Here is a 22,709-nt window from a genome sequence, read left to right on the forward strand (position 1 = left end):
GACGCAAATAAGGTAAGAATTCCGTCATGATCAAGCAGACGCGCGGGGGCGCGATCGTTGCTGTATTCGTCGTTTCGCTCATATCCGTGTTCGGGATGTCCATCCCGGCGCAGGCGCAGCCCGAGGGCGCGCACATCACCGGCATCGAGAAGATCAACGACCGCTGGGACAAGGTCTCGGTGTTCTCCCCATCGATGAACAAGGTCGTCGTCAATGACGTGTTCAAGTCGGCCAAGACGGGGGCGCCCACCTTCTATCTGCTGCCCGGTATCGACGGCGGCGACGACCTCGACGGGCCGCGCGCTCCTGGCACCAAGAGCTGGTTCGGGATGACCGACATCCAGGGCTTTTTCGCGGACAAGAACGTCAACGTGGTGTCCCCGCTGGGTGGTCCGTTCAGCTGGTACACCGACTGGGTCGCCGACCCGAGCAAGCAGTACCAGACCTACATGACCAAAGAGCTGCCGCCGCTGATCAACGCCCAGTACAAAGCCAACGGTAAGAACGCGGTCGGCGGCCTGTCCAGCACCGGCGGCACCGCGGTCGACTACGCCATCCAGGTCCCGGGCCTGTACAAGGCCGTCGGCTCGTACAGCGGCTTCCTGACTCCGGCTGACAACGCCCAGCAGGTCGCGCTGACATTGGGCAGCGGCGGAGCCAACGCGGATGCCATGTGGGGTCCGCAGGGTGGACCGCTGTGGGTGGCCCACGATCCGTCCAAGAACGTCACCAAGCTGGCCGGCACCGCGGTCTATGTCGGCGCGTCAGGCTCGGGCAACGTCGGTTCGGTCGACCGGCTGCCAGAAGGCTTCGGCCCCAACATCACCGGCGGATTCATCGAGCGGATCGTCGCCGACAGCACGCGGGTCTTCGCCGACGCGGCCAACGCCGCGGGCATCCCCGTGACCTACGTCGTGCGGCCCGACGGCTCCCACACCTGGGGTCTGTTCGAGTCGGAGATGCAGGAGTCCTGGAACACGACGATCGGCCCGGCACTCGGCGCCTGATCAACTGCCGGGCGCGCTCTTCTCGATCAGATCGGCGAGCATCGTCGCGACCGTGGTCTCGACTGCCGACTCGATCGAAAAGCCCAGTGTCGCACTGACAGCGCTCACCGCCTGGGTGCGGAACCGTACCAGGGTGGTGATGAGTTCGGCGACCGTGACGTCATCGGGCATCGCGGCGCCCGGGTTGATCTTGTCGACGACCTCGTCGAGACCGGCCTGCACCAGGATCGCGCTGATCTGATCGAGCAGCGGTCTCACCTGCTCGTGGATGTCGATGAGTCTGTCGTATGTCACGCCGTAGCGGTGGATCTCGGTGAAGGCCTCGACCAGCGTCGGCCGCACCACCGTGGCCTGCTCGCCGTCGACACGGATGATGTCGAGGGCGACCATGCGATCGAACGCCGCGTCGTCGCCGATGGTGTCGCGGGCTTCGGACAGCCCCATGCGCCGAGGTTTCTCGGTGGCCCAGCTGCCCGCGATCGCCGACTCCAACCCGAGCATGTCCCCGACGTCCTTGCCCTGCTCCCAGGCAGAGAGCATCTCGTTGACGTGGGTGAGGTTGTAGCCGCGGTCGAGCAGCGACGTGATCAGCCGCAGCCTGGTGAGGTGGGTGTCGTTGAACAGCGCGATGCGGCCGACCCTCAGTGGCGGGTGCAGCAGACCGCGGTCCCGGTAGACGCGGACGTTGCGGGTCGTCGTGCCGCCCAGTCGCGCCAGTTCGTCGATGCGGTACTCACCGGATTCAGCGACACCGTGCGGCTGCACAGCAGCGTCGAACAGTTGGGACACCGCGGCTTCGACGACGTCCCGCGAACCGCGACGGATCCGCCGCAGAATCGTCGGAATCGGTCCGCCGGACTTCGGCTGGGACATCACATTCAGGCAGTGGAGGACACGGCGCGTGCCCGCGCGCCGTGTGCCACCGCGGCATAGTCGTCGAACCGGAATTGGCGCATCTGTCGAAGATACTGTGTCGCCAGTCCGGGATACATCGACGCGTTGAAGCCGTCGGCGGTCAGATACCAGCTGCGGCAACCCGACATCCACGTCGTCGCGGCCAGCCGCTGCTGGATTCCGGCGTTGTACCGGCGCTGCACATCGGCGCGGACGTCGAGGTACAGCAGATTCTCCGCAAGGATCGTCGTGATGCCCGCCACCGCGTAGTCGATCTGCCCTTCGATGTAGACCAGCAGCGAGTTGTGACCAGGCCCGGAGTTGGGGCCGGTCATCAGGAACAGGTTCGGATAGCCGTGCACGCTGGCGCTCTTGTGTGCCTCGGCGTGTTCCGCCCAGTCCTGCTGCAGCGAGCGGCCTCCCAGCCCGGTGACGGGGAACGGCGGACCGGACAGGTGCACGTCGTAACCGGTGGCGAACACGATCGCGTCGAGATGGTGCTCGATCCCGTCGGCGGTGCGGATACCGGCGGGGCTCAACGTGGCGATCGGCCAGTCGATGAGTTTGCAGTTCTCCCGTTGCAGAGCGGTGTAGTAGTCGTTGGAGATCAGCATCCGTTTGCACCCCGGGGTGAAGTCGGGGGTGAGCTGGCGGCGCAGCCACGCATCCTTGACGCGCAGACGCAGATGAGCCCGGCCCAACGCCGACACCAGCCCGGTCAGCGGGGTGTTCCACACCAGAGCGGCCGCACAGGCCTCGTGCCCCCAGAACAACGCCTGACGGGTGAGCTCCTGTGCCGCAGGAACTTTGGCGAACAGCTGCTGGACTGCGTCAGGGATGCCGACGTCGGGCCGGGGAAGCACCCAGCCTGGGGTGCGCTGGAACACCTTGACGAACGCTGCGTCCTTGACCAGTTCGGGAACGATCTGCACGGCGCTGGCGCCGGTGCCAATCACACCGATCCTCTTGCCGGTGACGTCGAAATCGTGATCCCACGAAGCGCTGTGGATCGTGGTGCCCGTGTACGTATCGATTCCCCGGATGTCGGGAAGGCGATGATCGGCCAGCGGTCCGGAGGCCAGCACGACCGTGCGGGCGCGGATCTTCCTGCGCCCGTTGACCGTTGCCGTCCACACTCCGGTGTCCCCGGCGAAGCTCAGGCCGGTGACCTCGGTGCCGAATCGGATCAGCCGGCGCAGTCCGTGGTGCTCGGTGAGATCCTCGATGTGTTTCCGGATCTCGCCGCCGGAGGGGTACATGCGCGACCACGCCGGATTACGGGCGAACGAGAACGAATACAGCATCGTCGGGATGTCGCAAGCCACTCCGGGATAGGTGTTGTCCCGCCAGGTCCCGCCGACGTCGTCGGCACGTTCGACGATCACGACGTCCTCGACGCCTGCCTGCCGGAGCTTGATGGCCGCCCCCAGACCGGTGAATCCGGCCCCGACGATCAGTGTGTCCTGTACGCGCGTCTCGGCCATGGATCAGGCCGCCGGTTCGTGGGTGAGCTCTTTGAACCAGGACGGGATGGGTCGCAGCAGCATCTTGGGGTAGTAGTCGGACGCCCACACCATGGGGTTGGCGAGCCAGTGGTAGGGGTTGCGCGGATTGATGACGGCGCGGCCGTGGTACTTGAGCAGCTGATACGTCGGTACCCGCCAGGTCTTCTCGCCGCGCTCACCCAGCGTCTGGAAGCGCTTCATGGCGTTGTAGAGCTTCTCGGGCTGCAGGCCCATGTCGATGATGTTGTTGCGCATCCGGTTGAGCAGCGGGACGTACAGCATCATGCCCATGATCAGGCCGGGGGAGGCGACGTTGCCGACGAACTGCACGAGCAGATGGCGCAGATCGCCATGGCCGATCATGTCGAGCACTGCGAAATCGACGGCGATGTGCCGGGATTCGTCGTTGTTGATCTTCTCGAACACCTGGTGGCAGACCGGATCCTGCACCTCTTCGAGCAGGAACTTCAGGAGCGCACCGTCGAGGGCCACCTCGAGCATCGGGATGACGGTGCCCAGGATCGACAGCGACATGTCGTCGGAGTACGCGTCGAGCCACTCGATGGCCAGCCGGATGTTGACGTTCGGTTCCGGCATCTCAAACTCCGGTTCTCCCGTCGCTTCGCTCGCCCTGGCATCGAGCATGCCCCACCGCTTCATCAGCGCCAGCTCGGCGTTGGCGTGCCGCTGCTCCTCGGCGTGGAAGTACCGGTAGATCTCGGCGATGGTCGGGGTGGGGGCTTTCTTGGCCAACGCGGCGAACCCGCGGGCTCCGACGTTCTCGATCCAGCAGAGGTCGGCCATGAAGGCCTTGAGCTTCGGCCGCATCTCGTCGGTGATCGTCTCGGCGCCCGGTGCGTCCCAGTCGATGTCGGCCAGTGCCCACTGCCGGTCCTTGATCTTGGCCAGCATGGCGTCCATGTCCATCGTGGCTTGTGCCATCGGTGTCTCCTCTCAGGTGGTGACGCGGGTGATCAGGCCGGCGGCGCGGGTGTACACCGTCGGGGTGAAGCGCTTGATGCCCCAGCCGATCCGGGCTTCAGGCTGCGGCATGCAGTACAGGCCACCGCGGTCGAGGGTGTCCAGACACATGCGCGCGACGCGGTCGGGGGAGAAGCCGATCCAGCGCATCAGGTTGTCGGCGAGATGGGTGGAGCGGTCGGAGATCCGGCCAGAGCTGACGATATTGGTCTTGACGAAGGTGGGACACAGCGCCGTCACGGTGACACCGGTGCCGGCGAGTTCGGCAGACAGCGTCTCCGACAGTGACAGCGTGCCCGCCTTGCTGACGTTGTAGGCCGCCATCCCGGGCGCCGCACCGAAAGCGGCTGCGGAGGCGACGTTCACGATGCCGGCGGGACGGCTGGCGTCGCGCAGGATCGGGGCGAACACGTGGCAGCCGTGGATCGGACCCCATAGGTTGACACCGAGCACCCACCTCCAGTCGGCGAGATCGATCTCCCCGATCGGAGCACCACCGGAACCCACACCGGCGTTGTTGATGACGATCGTGGGGGCGTCACCGAAGAACGTGTGCGCTGCCTCGGCGAGCCGGTACACGTCGTCGACGTCGGTGACGTCGCATCGAACTGCCGAGGCCTCGGTTCCGTTGCTGCGCAATGTGTCCGCGGTGGCCGTGGCGGCGTCGAGGTCGATGTCGCTGCACAGGACCCGGCCGCCGCGGCGGGCCAGCTCGACGGCGAATGCGGCGCCGATACCGCTGCCCGCGCCGGTGATGACCGCATCGGCGCGGTGGGTGCGTTTGGTGCCGAATATGCCCATCTAGCCGGCCTGCTCGACGGTGGCCGACTCGGTGGTGAGGACGTCGGCGACGAAGCCGGCCACATCACGCATCGCGGGCACCGCTTCGGGGGTGAGCCGCGGAAGAGCTTGGAATACGTGGACCTGGTCAGGCCAGATCTGGAGGTGTGCCTCACCGCCGGCGGCCCGCAGGCCATCGGCGAGGGCGATCGCGTCGGCGGTGAGCATTTCGGCTCCGCCGACCTGAATCAACGTCGGGGGCAGCGTGCGTCCTCCGGCGATGTCGAGTGCCAGCCGGGGGTGCGTGGATTCGATTCCACGGCAATATAACTCGACCAGTCGTGCGGCGTGCCTCGAGCGCATGGCGGGGTCGGGGCGGGTGTTTTCCCGCGAGCGGGCGAGTGCGAACGTGAGATCCAGCAGCGGGGACATCAACACCATGCCCGCGGGATGACGGACGTCGGGCTGCAACAGCAGGTCGACGCTGAGATGGCCGCCGGCCGAATCGCCGGCGATCACAGTGCGTTCGGGGTCGATGCCGCAGGAATCGATCAGCCATTCCCAGCCTCGGCGGACGTCGTCTGCGGCGGTGGGGAATCGATGCCGCGGCGCCAACCGGTAGTCGATGCTGAAGACGCCGATGCCGGTGCGGCGGGACAACCAGGACACCAACCGCCGGTGGGTGCGGGTCGAGCAGAGCGCGAAACCGCTGCCGTGGACGTAGTAGATCGCCCGGGTGGTGTCACGGGGAACGCCTCGGCCCCACACCCATTCGCCGACCACGCGCCCGCCGTCGGGGGTGCGGACGTCGACGGGTTCTGTCCGGGTCCCGGTCAGTGAGGGTCCGAGGGTGTCCATCAGCCCGGCGATGATCTGGCGGGAGGTCCACAGTCCCCACGGCTGATCGGGCGGAAGGACGAGGCCCAGCTGGCGAAGGGTCAGGCCGGCGAGTGCGGCGGCGCCACGGGAGCGGGGGGATCCGCGGTGGGTTCCGCTGTGGGTGAGTTCGGCGGTGACGTCTCCGGGGGGCACGGATGGATACAACAACCAATGCTGACATTTGTCAATGACACTATTGCTCGATGGCAGGGTTGATTGGTTGACGATGTCGGTGGGCGGGTGTTTACTGGCGGAGTCGAACAAACATTCGAACACAGGGTGAGGCGGATGATATGCACGGTGCAGTTGTGACAGGGGTGAAGGCGGTGAATCGGTCCCCTGTCACCCGTGCTGAGCAGCTGGAACAGCTCCGCAAGCAGATGGCGTCGGTGTCGGGAAAAGTGGGGCCCAGTCGCCGGCCCGAACCCGTGACGGCGGCCCCGACGGAGGCCTCGCAGCCCACGGATTATTTGCTGGAGCTGTCCGATCTGGGCTCGCTGCCACGAGGAACCGTGGCGGTGGTGTCAGGGGCGCGGTCGCTGGAGTTGAAGATCATCGCCGCCGTGACTGCCGAGGGGGGCCATGTCGCGATCATCGGCCAGCCGGACGTGGGTCTGCTCGCGGCGGTGGAGATGGGGGCGGATCTGAGCCGGATCGCCGTGATCCCGGAGCCGGGGGCGGACCCGGTCGAGGTGGCCGCGGTCCTGATGGACGGGATGGATCTGGTGGTTCTCGGCCTGGGCGGTCGGTCGGTGCCGCCGTCCCGGGCCAGGGCGGTGGTGGCTCGTGCGCGCCAGCGGGGGTGCACGCTGCTCGTCACCGATGGCACCTGGGAGGGTGCTTCCGCTCGGTTGGAGGCCGCGGTCAGCGGTTTCGACTTCGCCGGTCCGGGGGGTGAGGCGCCTGTCCCGGGCTGCGGGCGGATCAGTCGGGTCCGCCTGGCGATGCGAGCCCGGGGTCGGCTGGCCGGACCTGGGGCGCTCACCCATGTGGTGAACGGTTAGGTGGCCGCCTCCAGATCATCGGGCAGGGTGCTGGCGCTCTGGTGCATGGACTGGCCAGCGGTCGCCGCCGCGGCGGCGGCTGGTCTCCCGCCCACCGTGCCGGTCGCGGTCACGCTCGCCAACCGGGTGGTGGCGTGCTCGGCCGCCGCCCGCGCCGCGGGGGTGCGGCGCGGGATACGGCGACGGGAATCCCAGGCGCGGTGCCCGGACCTGCATGTCGTCACCGCCGACCCGGCGCGTGACGCTCGGCATTTCGAACGGGTGACCGCGGCGGTCGATGATCTCGTGCCCCGGGCGGAGGTGTTGCGGCCTGGTCTGCTGGCGCTGTCGGTGCGCGGGGCCGCCCGGTACTTCGGCTCGGAGCAGGTGACGGCCGAACAGCTGGTCGACACGGTGGCCGCGGTAGGCGCCGAGTGCCAGGTCGGCATCGCCGACCAGTTGCCCACCGCCGTCTTCGCCGCCAGAGCGGGCCGGATCGTCGATCCGGGAACGGATGCGGAGTTCCTGTCGGGGTTGTCCGTCAAGGCGCTGGCCTCCGAACCCAGCCTGGCCTCCGGGACGCGCGCCGAGCTGGTGGACCTGTTGTGGCGCATGGGTATTCGGACTGTCGGACAGTTTGCCGAGGTGTCCCGCAGTGATGTGGCCTCGAGGTTCGGGGCTGATGCGGTGGTCGCCCATCAGCTGGCGCGCGGCGAGCCCGGCCGGGGCCCTTCGGGGCGCGACCCCGATCAGGAACTCGACGTCGAGATGGCCTGCGATCCGCCCATCGAGCGGGTGGACGCGGCCGCCTTCGCCGGGCGGGCGCTCGCGGGGCGGCTGCACCGCAGCCTCGAGGCTGCGGGGGTGGGCTGCACCCGGCTGGCCATCCATGCGGTGACCGCCACCGGTAGCGAACTCGAACGCGTCTGGCGGTGCGCCGAGCCTCTCACCGAGGAGGCCACCGCCGACCGGGTGCGGTGGCAGCTCGACGGATGGCTGAACCGCCGGCGGGCAGATGAGCGCCCGGGTGCGCCGATCACGATGCTGCGACTGCGGCCGGTGGAGGTGGTCTCGGCCGAGGCGCTGCAGCTTCCGCTGTGGGGTGGAATCGGAGAGGAGGACCGGCTCCGTGCGCGGCGGGCGCTGGTGCGGGTCCAGGGGTTGCTCGGTCCCGACGCGGTGAAGGTTCCGATCCTCAGTGGCGGACGAGGCCCCGCCGAACGGATCACCCTGACCCCACTCGGCGACGAACTCGTCCCCCGCGCCGATCCCCGACAGCCGTGGCCGGGGCAGCTTCCCGAGCCGTCACCGTCGGTGCTGCTCGACGATCCGGTGGACGTGCTCGACGAGCAGGGCAACCCGGTGCGGGTCACCGCGCGGGGATTGTTCTCCACCGATCCGGCCCGGCTCACCGCGCCCGGCCGGTCCGGTCGGCTGTCCTGGTGGACCGGACCGTGGCCCGTCGACGAACGGTGGTGGGACACCGCGGGAGCAGGACCTGGGCGCACCGCGCGCGCCCAGGTCCTGCTCGATGGCGGGGACCGGCAGGAGGCGCTGCTTCTCTGCTATCGGCAGCGACGGTGGTACCTCGAAGGGAGATATGAATAACGCCACATCGATTGCGCACAACTCAATTGCGTCCTATGGTTCAAGTCGGAACGCCGGTTCACGATCGAAAGGACGACGCATGAAGACGCTCTACACCGCAGAGGCTCTCGCCACCGGGGAGGGCCGCGACGGCCACGGCCGGTCCTCCGACGGCCGGCTCGACTTCGATCTGGCCATCCCGAAGGAGATGGGCGGTAGCGGCAACGGCACCAACCCCGAGCAGCTCTTCGCCGTCGGCTACGCAGCGTGCTTCCACTCGGCGCTGCGCCTCGTCGGCCGACAGGACAAGGTCGACGTCTCGGATTCGGCTGTGGGCGCGCGGGTGTCGATCGGTCAACTCGACAACGGCGGATTCGGCCTGGCCGTGGAACTCGAGGTCACCCTGCCCAACGTCGACGCCGAGACCGCCCGCCAGGTGACCGAGAAGGCCCATCAGGTGTGCCCGTACTCCAACGCCACTCGCGGCAACATCGACGTGAAGCTCACCGTCACCGACGACTGAGCGCGCGGGCGAACGCGCCCACCCGGTCGATGAAGTGATCGAAGAACGCCGCCGGGTCGACCTCGACGCCGATGAGAGCGTTGGGTCCTCGACCCCAATGGCCGCTCCAGTCGGCGATCGTCATTCCGCGCGTCAGCGTCCCGGTGAGTTCGACGTCGACGGGGGCGGGGCGGTAGGTGACCAGGTCGGGATCGAGTGCCACTGCCGCGGCCAGTGGGTCGTGGAGGTGGGCCAGGTAGCCCTCGCCCTGATCGTGATGGAACTCGAAGTAGAACCGCATGGCGTCTTCGAGTACCCGGATCACGGGGTTGTCGGCCGTCGAGGTCGTGCCGCGCGGATCGTGCGCCGACATCGGCGGTGACGGTGCGCCGGCGGCCTCGGCGAGCCGGCTCAACAATTCCGGGGTCATCGCGATGTTCTCGGTGACGTTGAGTCCCAACACGATCGGTAGGTGTTCCGCACCGCGACAGGCTGCGAACACCTCAGCCGCTGACTCCGGGTCCACGCTCGTGTTCCATTCCGCCACGGGAGTGGTGTTCCCGCGGTAGTCGAACGAGCCCCCCATGATCACCAGCCGGCGCAGCAGTCGCGGCAGCTCGGGTTCGGCGCGTATCGCCAACGCGAGATTGGTCAACGGGCCGGTGGCCAATCCGATCAGCTCGCCCGGATGTGCGTGCGCGGCGCGCACCCAGGCCTGTGCGGCGTCGTGGTCGGTGACGCTTGCCGTGGCCTTCGGAAGCGAGGCATACCCCAGCCCCTGCGGCCCGTGCGTGTCTTCGGCGGTACGCAGCGGAATCACCAACGGCGTCTCCGCGCCCCTGGACACCGGGGCCCCAGTCACACCGCACAGTTCGAGCAGGCCGAGATTGTTCTCGCACACCTGCTGCACACCGACGTTGCCCGCGGTCGACGCGATGCCCACCACCTCGGCCTGCGGACTGCCGAACAGGTACACCAACGCCATCGCGTCGTCGACCCCGGTGTCGACGTCGCAGAACACCGGCAGTCGCGGCTCGTTCACCAGTGCACGCCGGGCACCAGCCGCACCGCCTGCTTGACCGGCCGCGGCACCCGCACCGCCGGTACGGTGCGCCGCGGGCGCCGGGACGCGCGGACCGGGGTCGGTCGCTGCTCGGTGACACCGCGGGCCGCCGGCGAATCGGGATATCCCAGATACAGCTGGTGCAGGACTCGCCGCGACAACCGAGGGGTGAAGTAGTGGCCGATGTCCGACAGTGTGCCGACGGGGGTGTCGATGCGCGGCGGCTTGTCGACCAACCCGCGGATGACCATGGCGGCCGCGTGTTCGGCGGTGATCGGAGGCATCGGGTTGAGCCTACGCGACGGTGCGATCATCGGTGTGGACACCAGCGGCATGTGGATGTTGGTGAACGTGATGTGGTCCGAAAGAGTCTCGGTGCCAACGACTTCGGAGAAGGCATCGAGCGCGGCCTTGCTGGGGATGTAGGCGCTGTACTTCGGGCTGCTCGCCTGGACCCCGGCGCTGGAGACGTTCACGACGTGACCGAACTGCCGCTCACGCCAATGGGGGAGCAGGGCGAGCACCATCCGCACCGGCCCGAAGTAGTTGACCGCCATCACCCGCTCGTAGTCGTGCAACCGGTCCGTCGACGCGATCACCGACCGCCGGATCGACCGCCCGGCATTGTTCACCAGATAGTCGACATGCCCGAACTTCTCGAGAATGGCGGCGACGGTCTGCTCGACGTCTGCTGAGTCGGTGACGTCGCAGCGGAACGCGTGGGCCGCTCCGCCGGCGGCGCGGATCTCGGCGATCACCTCGTCGAGCGCGTCGGCGTTGCGCGCCAACGCGAACACGGTGGCTCCCCGGGCGGCCACCGCGATCGCCGAGGCTCGTCCGATTCCGCTCGAGGCGCCGGTGATGACGACATGGCGTCCGACCAACGGGTCGTCGCGCCGCACTCGGTTCGGATCCAGATGCTCTGCCCAGTAGCGCCAGAGCTGAGGCGCGTAGTCGGCGAACTCGGGCACGGTGATTCCGGTGCCGCGCAACGCGTCCTCGGTGTGAGTGCGCGTGAACGTCGGTTCCAACTCGACCACGTCCAGGACCTCCGCGGGCAGACCGAACTGGGTCGCGGCCATGTCTCGTAACACCTTTGCGCGACCGCGGGCGTGCAGGAACGGGCCTGCCACGCTTCGCGGCAGCGACCCCACCAGTGTGGGCAGGCCGGCCGCGGGCGCGACCCCCCGGTAGATGCCGCGCAGCCCGGTCGTCGTCGGAGCGGTGAGGTGGAACGTCTGCCCGTCACGGCCGTCGACATGGCTGAGCGCCGTGATCGCGTCCACCACGTAGTCGACGGGCACGAGGTTGGTCCGACCCGCGGCGGGCAGCATCATCGGGGTGAAGCGGGGTAGCGCGGCCAGGGCGGCCAGGATCGGGAAGAAGTAGTAGGGCCCGTCGACCTTGTCCATCTCACCGGTGCGCGAATCGCCCACCACGACCGCGGGACGATAGATGCGGTAACGCAGCCCCGAAGCGGACCGGACCAGCAGTTCGGCCTCGAACTTGGTCTGGTGATAGGGCGTCGGCAGGTGCTGCCCGACATCGAGGTCGGCCTCGGTGAACTCGCCGCGGAACGTCCCGGCGACAGCGATCGAGGAGACATGGTGCAGCGTCGCGTCGAGGCGGCGCGCCAGCCCGATGACCGACCGGGTGCCCTCCACGTTGGCGGCCCGCTGCTGGTCCTCGGGGGCGGTGAGGTCGTACAGCGCGGCGCAGTGCATGACGTGGTCGACCTGCCCGAGTGTGGTGAGCTGTTGGTCGTCGAGGCCCAGCGCGGGTGCTGTCAGGTCGCCCACCAGCGGTGACACGCGCTCGTCCCAGCCTGCGGCCAATGCGGAGAAGCTGTTCAGCGACTGTCGGCGCACCAGCACGTGCACTGCCTCGGTGCCCGGGCGGACCAGCAGCCGGTCCACGAGATGACGCCCCAAGAACCCGGTACCGCCGGTAACGACATAGCGCATGCGGGACATGCTCGCCTGCGGGTGGGGAAACGTCAACACCCCGTGCGCGGTAGCACAGACGAAACATTGGCCGCCTACTGTTCTGGCATGTCGTCGCGTCGACGGTCGGCCCTGCTCGACAAGCTCGTCGTCGACCAGCCCGGCCGCCCCCAGCACGCGATCCTCGACGAGCTGCGCCGGGTCATCCTCTACTGCGCGGTGCCGCCCGGCAGTCCCATTCCGCTGGCCGAGGTCGCAGACCTGTTCGGTGTCAGTCAGATCCCGGTGCGCGAAGCGCTCAAGACGTTGATCGGCGAGGGACTGGTGTCGCACCGCAGCAACGCCGGATACGCGGTCGCGCAGCTCACCCGCCAGGAGCTGCGCGAAATGTACATCGTGCGAGAGACTTTGGAGTCGGCGTCGCTGGCGGCCGCCATCGCCAACGCCACCGACGCCGACCGCGCCGCCATCACGGCCGCCAACGACGTGCTGCACGACGCACTGCGCGCCGACGATCCGGCGGCCTACCACCGGCAGAGCCGCGAATTCCATCTCGCGCTCGCCCGGCCGTCGCGCATGTACCGCCTGCTCCACATGCTCGAATCCGCCTGGAACGTCACCGAACCCGTGCAGTCGATGGTGCACGTGCGCGCCGCGGACCGTGCCGACCTCCACGCCGACCACTGCCAGATGGTGAGCGCCTTCCTGGCAGGCGACGTGGAAGAACTACTCACCGCATCCGAGACGCACTCTCAGCGACTGAATGCGCTCATCGCGACGCTCCCGGTGGACACCGGCCTGCTCGCGGTGGATATATCTTCCCCGCAATAACGGAGTGTTTTCGCTGAAACACTGGCGCAATACGCCCTGGTTACCGTCCGCGCATGACCGAGATCGACACTCCGCAGACCGCCAAGCGTCTTCCGCCCAGCGCGGTCGTCGGCGCAGGTGACATCGTCGAAGCATCCGGTCACCCCGTCGGGGGTGGCGTCATCAAGCCCGGCTACGACCCGCGGCTGACAAACGAGGACCTGGCGCCGCTGGGTAAGCAGACGTGGACGTCGTACAACATCTTCGCGTTCTGGATGTCCGACGTGCACAGCGTCGGCGGATACGTCACCGCCGGCAGCCTGTTCGCGCTCGGGCTGGCCAGCTGGCAGGTGCTCGTCGCGCTGCTGATCGGCATCGTGATCGTCTACGTGTTCTGCAACCTCGTGGCCAAGCCGAGCCAGGCCACCGGTGTCCCGTACCCGGTGATCTGCCGCAGTGTGTTCGGCGTGCTCGGCGCCAACATCCCGGCGATCATCCGCGGTCTCATCGCGGTGGCCTGGTACGGCATCCAGACCTATCTGGCCTCTGCTGCGTTGGATGTCGTTCTGCTCAAGCTCTTTCCCGGTCTCGCCCCATACGCCGACGTCGACACGCACGGCTTCCTCGGGTTGCCGCTGCTGGGGTGGGGCAGCTTCATCGTCCTCTGGATTCTGCAGGCGTGCGTGTTCTGGCGGGGCATGGAGGCCATCCGCCGGTTCATCGACTTCTGCGGTCCGGCCGTGTATGTCGTGATGTTCATCCTGTGCGGTTACCTGATCTACAAGGCGGGCTGGGGAGCGATCGACCTCAACCTCGGTGACGTCAAGTACACGGGCCTGGATTCGGTGCCGGTCATGCTCGGCGCGATCGCCCTTGTCGTCTCCTACTTCTCGGGGCCGATGCTCAACTTCGGTGACTTCTCCCGCTACGGCAAGTCTTTCGACGCGGTCAAGCGCGGTAACTTCCTCGGGCTGCCGGTGAACTTCCTGCTGTTCTCGCTGCTGGTCGTCGTGACCGCGTCGCTGACCGTGCCAGTGTTCGGGGAACTGATCACCGACCCCGTCGCCACCGTCGCCCGGATCGACTCGACGTTCGCGATCGTTTTGGGCGCGTTGACATTCACCATCGCGACGATCGGCATCAACATCGTCGCCAACTTCATCTCCCCGGCCTTCGACTTCTCCAACGTCAGCCCGCAGCGGATCAGCTGGCGTGCCGGCGGCATGATCGCCGCGGTGGGATCGGTCCTGATCACCCCGTGGAATCTGTACAACAATCCCGAGGTCATCCACTACACGCTCGAGACGCTCGGTGCGTTCATCGGCCCGCTGTTCGGTGTGCTCATCGCCCACTACTACCTGGTGCACAAGCAAGTTGTGGTGATCGACGATATGTTCACCCTCGACGAGAGCGGAAAGTACTGGTACACCAAGGGATACAATCCTGCTGCGGTCATCGCGACCGTCGTGGCCGCCGTGGTGGCCGTGGTTCCCGTCCTGCTGGGCGGCTCGGTGGCCGGCATGTACACCGCCGCGCAGTACAGCTGGTTCATCGGGTGTGGAATCGGCTTCGGGCTCTACTACCTGTTGGCCACCCGGACCGCCAAGTTCGCCGTCGAACCGATCGCGTGACGCTGATCTGGGTGATCAACCCGAACACGACCGAGGCGATGACCGATGCGATCGCGCGCAATGCCCGCGCGGTCGTCGCCCCCGGGACCACGGTCGTCGGCATCACCCCGCTCTCGGGACCGCCGTCCATCGAGTCGCATTACGACGAGGCGATGAGCGTGCCGGGGCTGTTGGCCGCGATCAAGCGGGGCGAAGACGAGGGCGTCGACGGTTACGTGATCGCCTGCTTCGGTGATCCCGGACTCGAGGCGGCCAGGGAGGTCGCCGACGGGCCCGTGATCGGCATCGCCGAGGCCGCCATGCACACCGCGAGCCACCTGGGCCGGGGCTTCAGCGTCGTGACCACGCTGGCGCGCACCATGGGTCGGGCCACCGATCTCGCCGAACACTATGGCATGCAACGATTCTGTCGAGGCATCCATGCCTGCGCGCTGCCGGTGCTCGACCTCGACAGCAATCCCGACGCGGTGAAGATCGTCACCGAGGCGTGTCGGCGGGCGGTGGAGGACGACGACTCCGATGTCGTCGTGCTCGGCTGCGCAGGCATGGCCGACATGTGCGCGCCGATCTCCGCCGAACTCGGCGTGCCGGTGGTCGACGGTGTCACCGCGGCGACGTTGACCGTGCAATCGCTGATCGCGATGGGGCTGCGCACCTCGACGCGCGGCGAGTTCGCGCCGCCGCCGGACAAGGTCTACCGCACGGGCGGGTGAACCCGCCGCCAGTGTTCGGCGATCTCGATGCGCCGAGCCAACCACACCTTGTCGTGGGACAGCACGTGATCGAGGAACCGCTCCACGGATCGGCTGCGCGCCGGCCTGCCTGCGAGCCGGCAATGCAGCCCCACCGAGAGCATCTTGGGCCGGCCGGCGAGCCCCTCGGTATAAAGCACGTCGAACGCGTCCCGCAGGTGCGCGAAGAACTCCTCACCGTTGGAAAACCCTGCGGGAGAGGCAAATCGCATGTCATTGGTGTCCAGGGTGTAGGGCACCACCAGGTGGTCTGCGCCGTGCACCCGCACCCAGTAGGGCAGGTCGTCGGCGTAGGAGTCGGAGTCGTAGACGAACCCGCCGTGCTCGACGACGAGTTCGCGGGTGTGGGGCGAGTCGCGCCCGGTGTACCACCCCAGCGGCGCTGCCCCGGTCAGCTCACGCAGGAGCTGCACGGCCTCGGCCATGTGCCTGCGCTCGACGTCGGTGGGAATCCGTTGATAGGACAGCCATCTCAGGCCGTGGCAGGCGATCTCGTGGCCCAGCTCGGTGAACGCCGCGACGGCGTCCGGGTTGCGCTGCATGGCGCGTGCGACCGCGAAGACCGTCAACGGGACTCCGCGGCGCGAGAACACGTCGAGCAGCCGCCACAGCCCCGCGCGGGAACCGTACTCGTAGAGCGACTCCATGCTCATGTGCCGGTCGGGGAACGCCTCGGCGGGCGTCATCTCCGACAGGAAGGTCTCCGAGGCCGCATCGCCGTCGAGCACCGAGTTCTCTGAGCCCTCTTCGTAATTGAGGACGAACTGGACGGCGATCGCCGCGCCGCCGGGCCACTGCGGGTCGGGCGGGGTGCGGCCGTAGCCGACCATGTCCCGCGGGTAGGTCATGCCAGGCGGCCGAACAGGCGTAGACGCGCCATCCCGCCGTCGGGGTAGATGTCGAGGCGAGCCTCGGTCACCACGGCGTCCGACTCGACGGCGAAGCGGTGCCGCGTATCGGGAAGAAGCTCTGTGCGGGGCAGCAATTCGACCCAGGTGCCGTCGGCGGTGAGCCCCGTCAGGCGGGCCGCGCCGGGGCTGTTGCCGACGAAGTAGCTGGTGTCCACCTCGGCCATGCCGATCACGCCGGGGCCGGCCAACCGCAGGTGCACCCAGTCGTTGCCGTCGTCGCGCCGCCGCGCTGTCTCCCACCCGTCGCCCATCACCGAGGCGACCCCGGGAAAGATCAGGTTCTGCGGCGAACTGTAGAACCGATTCGAACAGTTGAGCACCAGCCCGCCGTTCTCCAGCGCCGCGAGGTCGAGGCCGGGCACGTCGGCGTACCGGGGGTCCGGGCGGCCCTCCCCGTGCACGCGGAAGCGCGCCACCCCGCCGTCGGGATAGATGCTCAACCGGGCGTGCGTCCACCGCTTCGACGAGGACACCTCGAAGGTGTTGCGGGTGTCGCCGTACACCTTGGCGCGCTCCACGATCGTCGTCCAGTCGGTGGCGGCCGCCAACGTCTCCGCGGTCGGGTAGCCGTCGATCTCGACGGCCTCGACCGAGACCTCCGGCGGGTAGTTGCCGGTGAAAAACGCCGTGTCGACCACGACGCCGCGGATCACCCCGGGCACCCCGAGACGAACGATCGCCTCGTCATGGCCGGGCTCGCGCCGGCGTCGGGTCTCCCAGCCGTCGTAGATCTGCCCCTTGTGCCCGAACGTGGCGGGGCGATAGGAGGCAGGGCCCGGGTTGATCAAGTTCTCCTTCTCGGCGAACGTGTCATCGTTGGCCCAGACCACTGCGCCACCGAGAGTGCGCAGAGCGAGGTCGGGCAACCACGTGAAGTCCGGTTCTGCGTCGGCCATCGGATCATCGTCACAGAAGACGCGTCCGGTGGCGCGTCGAGGGCAGGCCGGAAGGCTTGCCAAGCCGTACCGCCATGGCATAGGGAATGATTCATGCCCATCGATCCGAACGCCGTTGGCGTCACCACCCCGCCTCAGACCTTCCGCTGGAAGGACCGCGACACGCTGCTCTACGCGCTCGGCGTCGGAGCGGGCACCGCGGACCTGGCGTTCACCACCGAGAACAGCCACGACATCGCCCAACAGGTGCTCCCCACCTACGCGGTGATCGCGTGCTCGCCGTTCGCCGCGGCCGGGGCCATCGGATCATTCGACTTCTCCAAGCTGCTGCACGGCTCGCAGAGCGTCCGCCTGTTCGCACCGCTGCCTGCCGCCGGCGAGCTCAGCGTCGTCAACGAGGTCGCCGACATCCAGGACAAAGGTGAGGGCAAGAACGCCATCGTCATGCTCAAGGCAACCGGCAGTGATCCGGCCACCGGCGCCGCGGTCGCCGAGACGTTGACCACGCTGGTGATCCGCGGTGCGGGCGGCTTCGGCGGTCAGCCAGGAACGCGGCCCGCCGCGGGGGAGATTCCCGCTCGCGACCCCGACGCGACGGTCGCTCTGCCCACCCGGGAAGACCAGGCGCTGCTGTACCGGCTCTCCGGCGACCGCAACCCCCTCCACAGCGATCCGTGGTTTGCTGGATTGGCAGGTTTCCCGAAACCGATCCTGCACGGACTATGCACCTACGGCGTTGCCGGACGCGCGCTCGTCGCGGAGCTCGGGGCGGGGGATGCCACCCGCGTCACGGCGATCTCGGCCCGCTTCACCTCTCCGGTGTTCCCCGGCGAAACGCTGACGACGTCGATCTGGCGGTCGGGACCCGGGCGCGCGGTCTTCCGGACCGAGGCGGCCGGCCCGGACGGATCCAACGCGAGGCTCGTTCTCGAGGACGGCGAGGCGGAGTTCGTAGACTGACGCGGTCTCGGCACCCCGTCGCATTCATTAGGGTGGGCAAGTATTTGCTGCGCTGGTAATCTTCGCCTGTGGGTGGGGGGTGTGACCGGAGCCGCAGAACAACTCGACGAGGGTGGGCGCATGCTTGACCGTTTGCGAGGTTCGGGGCTCGGCGCAGTCGGTGCTGCGCTGTGGGGTTCTGACCACTTTTACTGGTTTACTGCGATCCTCGCGGCCCGGGGTATGCAGACCGCCACCTGCCGGCTGGTCGCCCTGTGTATCGCCTGTCTCGGCGTGCTGCCACTCGGGCTGCTCGCCAGCCCCGCAGGCCCCCAGACGCCGGCGGGGCGTATCGCCACCGTGGTCATCGCGGTCTTCTGCTTCGCCCTGTCGACGCTGTGGCTGCGGGCGCACTGGCCGTCACGGGCGCAGTCGCTGCTCTGCGTGCTGGTCGCCTCGGTGGCCATCGGGGTATCGGTCCTGATCCAGACAAACCCCGTGGTCGGTCTGACCGGGGCGGCCAACTACGCGGTGCTGACGGCGTTCGTGGTCAGCTTCCACACGCCGCGCCTGCTGGCGGTGGTCTGGTCGATGGGGGCGGTGACGCTCGGTGTGCTGATCATCGGTGTCGCGGTCGGCGACCCCGCGCTGGCCATATGTGCGGCCGGAATCATCGTGTTGCTCAACGTGTTCGTCGCGTTCGCGTGCCGGGCGATGCTTGCGCTGATCCAACCCGAGACCCACCACGGCGACATCGAGCAATTGACCGGGCTGTTGCACCGCGATGCGTTCTATCACGCGGTCGCGACACTGCTCGCCTCGCGCAGCCGCAGCGACGACAGATACCTGGTCGTGGTCGCGGTGAACATCGACAGCTTCTCGCTGCTGCTGGGTTTGAGCGGGGCCAGCGGCGGCAACCGTGCCCGCGTCTCGGTCGGGCAGGCCCTGCGCGAGACCGTGCGGCACAACGCGATCGTCGCCCATGTCTCCGACCACGACTTCCTGATCGCCGACACGTTCACCACCGCCGACGCCTCGCCGTTGGTCGAGCGGATCCGCGGTGCGATCTCCGCGACACCGCAGCGGCTCACCGCCAGCATCGGGGTGGTGTGTACGCCGCTGCCGCCGTTGGCGGCCGAGCCGCCCGACGACGTGCTCGACAAGCTGATCGCCATAGCCAACCAGGCGATCGAGCAAGCCCGCATGGCAGGCGGCAACCAGGTTCGCTACGTGTTGCGGCCGACTCTGGACGAAGACCCCGACGGTGACGACGAGCCGCAGCCCGGCAACGGCAGGATCGCCTGACGCATCGAACGGATGTTCGATAGACTGCCCGGGTGGGATGGCACAACGGTCCGCCGGGTTGGGGCGAGATGGAGCGCGTCCTCAACAGCAAGCCGCGCCGTGCCGGCTGGCCCATCGACGCGCAGGTCGGAGACGGGGGCGACAGCCCGGCCTGGTCGCGTAAACGGGGGGAGTACCAGCCGCCGGAAGCGCATGCCGGCGCGCGTTCGTCCATGCCCTACGCCGAACTGCACACGCATTCCGCCTACAGCTTCCTCGACGGTGCGAGCACGCCCGAGGAACTCGTCGAGGAGGCGGCTCGGCTGGGTCTGCGGGCCATCGCGCTGACCGACCACGACGGCCTGTACGGGGTGGTCCGGTTCGCTGAGGCGGCCAGGGAGCTCGACATGGCAACCGTGTTCGGTGCCGAACTGTCCCTCGGAGGGGGCAGTCGCACCGACGATCCCGACCCGCCGGGGCCGCACCTGCTGGTGCTGGCACGAGGGCCGGAGGGGTACCGACGGCTGTCCCGTCAGCTGGCCGCGGCCCACCTGGCCGGCGGGGAGAAGGGCGTGCTGCGCTACAACTACGACGCGCTGACCGAGGCCGCAGGTGGGCACTGGCAGATCCTCACCGGATGCCGAAAAGGTCATGTGCGCCAAGCGCTGTCCTCCGGCGGTCCGGAGGCCGCGGCGGCCGCGCTCGCCGATCTGGTCGACCGGTTCGGCCGCGACCGGGTCACCGTCGAGCTCACCCACCACGGACATCCCCACGACGACGAACGCAACGCCGCGTTGGCGGCGCTGGCGCCGCGGTTCGGGGTGGGTGTCGTGGCCACCACCGGCGCACATTTCGCCGAGCCGGGCCGGGGCAGGCTCGCCATGGCGATGGGGGCGATCCGGGCCAGGCACTCGATGGACGAGGCCGCGGGATACCTTGCCCCGCTCGGAGGCGCCCATCTGCGCTCGGGGGAGGAGATGGCGCGGGTGTTCGCCCACTGCCCCGAGGTCGTCAGTGCCGCAGCCGAACTCGGTGAGCAGTGCGCGTTCGGCCTGGCGCTCATCGCGCCGCAGCTGCCGCCCTTCGACGTGCCTGCCGGCCACACCGAGAACAGCTGGCTGCGGCACCTGGTGATGCAGGGGGCGCGCGAGCGTTACGGCCCACCCGATCGGTCACCGCGTGCCTATGCCCAGATCGAGCACGAACTGCGGATCATCGAGCAGCTGAACTTTCCAGGGTATTTCCTTGTGGTACATGACATCACGCGGTTCTGCCGGGACAACGACATCCTGTCCCAGGGCCGGGGGTCAGCGGCCAACTCGGCGGTCTGCTACGCGTTGAAGGTCACCAATGTCGATCCGGTGGCCAATGACCTTCTGTTCGAACGGTTCCTCTCGCCTGCCCGCGACGGTCCACCGGACATCGACATCGACATCGAATCCGATCTGCGCGAAGAGGCCATCCAGTACGTCTACCAGCGCTACGGCCGGGAGTACGCCGCACAGGTCGCCAACGTGATCACCTACCGCGGGCGCAGTGCCGTCCGCGACATGGCGCGCGCGCTCGGTTTCTCGCAAGGTCAGCAGGATGCGTGGAGCAAGCAGCTCAGTCAGTGGGGCAACCTGGCAGACGTCACCCACGTGGAGGGCATCCCCGAGCAGGTCATCGATCTGGCGCAGCAGATCTCGAATCTGCCACGGCACATGGGAATTCACTCCGGGGGCATGGTGATCTGCGACCGTCCCATCGCCGACGTGTGTCCGGTGGAGTGGGCCCGCATGGAGAACCGCAGCGTCCTGCAGTGGGACAAGGACGACTGTGCGGCCATCGGTCTGGTGAAGTTCGACATGCTGGGGTTGGGCATGCTCTCGGCACTGCACTACTGCATCGACCTGGTCGCCGAGCACAAAGGCATCGTCGTGGATCTGGCCGCGCTGGATCTGTCCGAGGCCGCGGTGTACGAGATGCTGCAGCGCGCCGACTCGGTCGGGGTGTTCCAGGTGGAATCGCGCGCGCAGATGGCCACCCTGCCCCGGCTGAAGCCGCGGATGTTCTACGACCTGGTGGTCGAGGTCGCGTTGATCCGGCCCGGCCCGATCCAGGGCGGCTCGGTGCACCCCTACATCAAGCGGCGCAACGGTGAGGAAGAGGTCACCTACGACCATCCGTCGATGGAGTCGGCGCTGCGAAAGACGTTGGGGGTGCCCCTGTTCCAGGAGCAACTCATGCAGCTGGCCGTGGACTGCGCGGGCTTCTCGGCTGCCGAGGCCGATCAGCTGCGTCGCGCCATGGGCTCGAAACGCTCGACCGAGAAGATGCGGCGGCTGCGGGGCCGGTTCTTCGATGGGATGGCCGAGGTGCACGGCATCACCGGGGACGTGGCGCAGCGGATCTACGAGAAGCTCGAGGCGTTCGCGAATTTCGGCTTCCCCGAGAGCCATTCGTTGAGTTTCGCCTCGCTGGTGTTCTACTCGTCGTGGTTCAAGCTGCACCACCCGGCGGCGTTCTGTGCCGCGCTGCTGCGTGCGCAGCCGATGGGCTTCTATTCGCCGCAATCACTGGTGGCCGACGCCCGTCGACACGGCGTGGTGGTGCACGGCCCGGATGTCAACGCCAGTCTCGCCCACGCCACGCTGGAGAACCTGGGGACCGAGGTGCGGCTCGGGCTCGGCAGTGTCCGGCACATCGGTGACGACCTCGCGCAGCGGCTGGTCGAGGAGCGGGACAGCGGCCCGTTCGCCTCGCTGCTCGACCTGACGGGGCGGGTGCAGCTGAGCGTGCCGCAGACCGAGGCGCTGGCCACCGCCGGTGCCCTGGGCTGCTTCGGCATCACCCGGCGGGAGGGGTTGTGGGCGGCCGGGGCGGCCGCCGCTGAGCGTCCCGACCGGTTGCCCGGGGTGGGATCGTCGTCCCACGTCCCGTCGCTGCCGGGGATGACGGAGCTGGAGCTGACCGCCGCCGACGTCTGGGCGACGGGGGTGTCGCCCGACCGGTATCCGACCGAGTTCCTGCGGGAGGACCTCGAGGCGATGGGAGTCGTGCCGGCCGATCAGCTGCTGTCGGTGCCCGACGGCACCCGCGTCCTGGTCGCCGGTGCGGTGACTCACCGGCAGCGGCCCGCGACCGCGCAGGGGGTGACGTTCGTCAACCTCGAGGACGAGACCGGCATGGTCAACGTGCTGTGCATGCCCGCGGTGTGGGCGCGGCACCGCAGGGTGGCGCAGACCGCAGCGGCGCTGGTGGTGCGTGGCATCGTGCAGAACGCCACCGGGGCGGTGACCGTGGTGGCCGACCGGATCGGTCCGCTGAGTCTGCGGGTGCGGTCGACGTCCCGCGATTTCCGCTGAATGTACCCTCGGCAC

At 68.2% G+C, this 22,709-nt stretch carries 19 protein-coding genes; 10 read left to right on the forward strand and 9 right to left on the reverse strand.

Features of this window, described 5'->3' with window-relative positions; all coding sequences use genetic code 11:
* The first annotated feature begins 26 nt into the window (after positions 1-26).
* Positions 27-1,007: an alpha/beta hydrolase gene (locus tag ACZYYX_RS10150; RefSeq protein WP_463814259.1), complete on the forward strand. Its 981-nt coding sequence runs from the start codon at positions 27-29 to the stop codon at positions 1,005-1,007.
* Here the strand turns inward: ACZYYX_RS10150 and ACZYYX_RS10155 are convergent, their stop codons facing one another.
* The 5 genes from ACZYYX_RS10155 to ACZYYX_RS10175 are packed head-to-tail and all read right to left on the reverse strand — an operon-like array spanning position 1,008 to position 6,199.
* Positions 1,008-1,880, reverse strand: a complete 873-nt coding sequence (locus ACZYYX_RS10155) for a MerR family transcriptional regulator (protein WP_463814260.1) — start codon at positions 1,878-1,880, stop codon at positions 1,008-1,010. It abuts the gene before it with no gap.
* Between the two features lie 5 nt (positions 1,881-1,885).
* Positions 1,886-3,385: a flavin-containing monooxygenase gene (locus ACZYYX_RS10160; protein ID WP_463814261.1), complete on the reverse strand. Its 1,500-nt coding sequence runs from the start codon at positions 3,383-3,385 to the stop codon at positions 1,886-1,888.
* Between the two features lie 3 nt (positions 3,386-3,388).
* A complete protein-coding gene (locus ACZYYX_RS10165) occupies positions 3,389-4,348 on the reverse strand; it encodes a ferritin-like domain-containing protein (RefSeq protein ID WP_463814262.1) in 960 nt (319 codons plus the stop codon).
* Between the two features lie 12 nt (positions 4,349-4,360).
* A complete protein-coding gene (locus ACZYYX_RS10170; protein ID WP_463814263.1) occupies positions 4,361-5,188 on the reverse strand; it encodes an SDR family NAD(P)-dependent oxidoreductase in 828 nt (275 codons plus the stop codon).
* Positions 5,189-6,199 (reverse strand): alpha/beta hydrolase, encoded by a 1,011-nt coding sequence (locus ACZYYX_RS10175; RefSeq protein WP_463814264.1) that lies wholly within the window; start codon positions 6,197-6,199, stop codon positions 5,189-5,191.
* 155 nt (positions 6,200-6,354) lie between these two features.
* Between ACZYYX_RS10175 and ACZYYX_RS10180 the strand changes: the two genes are divergently transcribed.
* From ACZYYX_RS10180 to ACZYYX_RS10190, 3 genes are all read left to right on the forward strand, one after another.
* On the forward strand, positions 6,355-7,050 hold the full coding sequence (locus ACZYYX_RS10180) for a hypothetical protein (protein ID WP_463814266.1): 696 nt from the start codon (positions 6,355-6,357) through the stop codon (positions 7,048-7,050).
* Between the two features lie 45 nt (positions 7,051-7,095).
* Complete coding sequence (locus tag ACZYYX_RS10185) at positions 7,096-8,637, forward strand: DNA polymerase Y family protein (protein WP_463814267.1); 1,542 nt, start codon at positions 7,096-7,098, stop codon at positions 8,635-8,637.
* 79 nt (positions 8,638-8,716) lie between these two features.
* Positions 8,717-9,139: an organic hydroperoxide resistance protein gene (locus tag ACZYYX_RS10190; RefSeq protein WP_463814268.1), complete on the forward strand. Its 423-nt coding sequence runs from the start codon at positions 8,717-8,719 to the stop codon at positions 9,137-9,139.
* Here ACZYYX_RS10190 and ACZYYX_RS10195 read toward each other — a convergent pair.
* Positions 9,126-10,160: a nucleoside hydrolase gene (locus ACZYYX_RS10195; RefSeq protein WP_463814269.1), complete on the reverse strand. Its 1,035-nt coding sequence runs from the start codon at positions 10,158-10,160 to the stop codon at positions 9,126-9,128. The genes ACZYYX_RS10190 and ACZYYX_RS10195 overlap by 14 nt on opposite strands.
* A complete protein-coding gene (locus ACZYYX_RS10200) occupies positions 10,157-12,145 on the reverse strand; it encodes an SDR family oxidoreductase (protein ID WP_463814270.1) in 1,989 nt (662 codons plus the stop codon). Before ACZYYX_RS10200 ends, ACZYYX_RS10195 begins: the two co-directional genes overlap by 4 nt.
* An 87-nt stretch (positions 12,146-12,232) precedes the next feature.
* Between ACZYYX_RS10200 and ACZYYX_RS10205 the strand changes: the two genes are divergently transcribed.
* From ACZYYX_RS10205 to ACZYYX_RS10215, 3 genes are read left to right on the forward strand one after another with little or no spacing between them, the layout of a single operon-like run.
* Positions 12,233-12,955, forward strand: a complete 723-nt coding sequence (locus ACZYYX_RS10205; protein WP_463814271.1) for a GntR family transcriptional regulator — start codon at positions 12,233-12,235, stop codon at positions 12,953-12,955.
* Between the two features lie 53 nt (positions 12,956-13,008).
* Positions 13,009-14,565 carry an NCS1 family nucleobase:cation symporter-1 gene (locus ACZYYX_RS10210; RefSeq protein ID WP_463814272.1) on the forward strand — a complete coding sequence of 519 codons (1,557 nt, stop codon included), beginning with the start codon at positions 13,009-13,011 and terminating at the stop codon, positions 14,563-14,565.
* Positions 14,562-15,278, forward strand: a complete 717-nt coding sequence (locus ACZYYX_RS10215) for an aspartate/glutamate racemase family protein (protein ID WP_463814273.1) — start codon at positions 14,562-14,564, stop codon at positions 15,276-15,278. The genes ACZYYX_RS10210 and ACZYYX_RS10215 overlap by 4 nt, the downstream gene beginning before the upstream one ends.
* Here the strand turns inward: ACZYYX_RS10215 and puuE are convergent.
* Both puuE and alc read right to left on the reverse strand, forming a co-directional pair.
* Positions 15,260-16,165 carry an allantoinase PuuE gene (gene puuE / locus ACZYYX_RS10220; protein WP_463814274.1) on the reverse strand — a complete coding sequence of 302 codons (906 nt, stop codon included), beginning with the start codon at positions 16,163-16,165 and terminating at the stop codon, positions 15,260-15,262. The genes ACZYYX_RS10215 and puuE overlap by 19 nt on opposite strands.
* On the reverse strand, positions 16,162-17,124 hold the full coding sequence (gene alc, locus ACZYYX_RS10225; protein WP_463814276.1) for an allantoicase: 963 nt from the start codon (positions 17,122-17,124) through the stop codon (positions 16,162-16,164). Before alc ends, puuE begins: the two co-directional genes overlap by 4 nt.
* Positions 17,125-17,217: 93 nt before the next feature.
* Between alc and ACZYYX_RS10230 the strand changes: the two genes are divergently transcribed.
* The 3 genes from ACZYYX_RS10230 to ACZYYX_RS10240 all read left to right on the forward strand — a co-directional run bounded on the left by ACZYYX_RS10230 (position 17,218) and on the right by ACZYYX_RS10240 (position 22,694).
* Positions 17,218-18,084, forward strand: coding sequence for a MaoC/PaaZ C-terminal domain-containing protein (locus ACZYYX_RS10230; protein ID WP_463814277.1), 867 nt, complete (start codon positions 17,218-17,220; stop codon positions 18,082-18,084).
* Positions 18,085-18,204: 120 nt separating this feature from the next.
* On the forward strand, positions 18,205-19,368 hold the full coding sequence (locus ACZYYX_RS10235; RefSeq protein WP_463814278.1) for a diguanylate cyclase domain-containing protein: 1,164 nt from the start codon (positions 18,205-18,207) through the stop codon (positions 19,366-19,368).
* A gap of 32 nt (positions 19,369-19,400) precedes the next feature.
* Positions 19,401-22,694: an error-prone DNA polymerase gene (locus ACZYYX_RS10240; protein ID WP_463814279.1), complete on the forward strand. Its 3,294-nt coding sequence runs from the start codon at positions 19,401-19,403 to the stop codon at positions 22,692-22,694.
* The last annotated feature ends 15 nt before the right edge of the window (positions 22,695-22,709 follow it).

This window comes from Mycobacterium sp. IDUB_1, assembly GCF_055419625.1.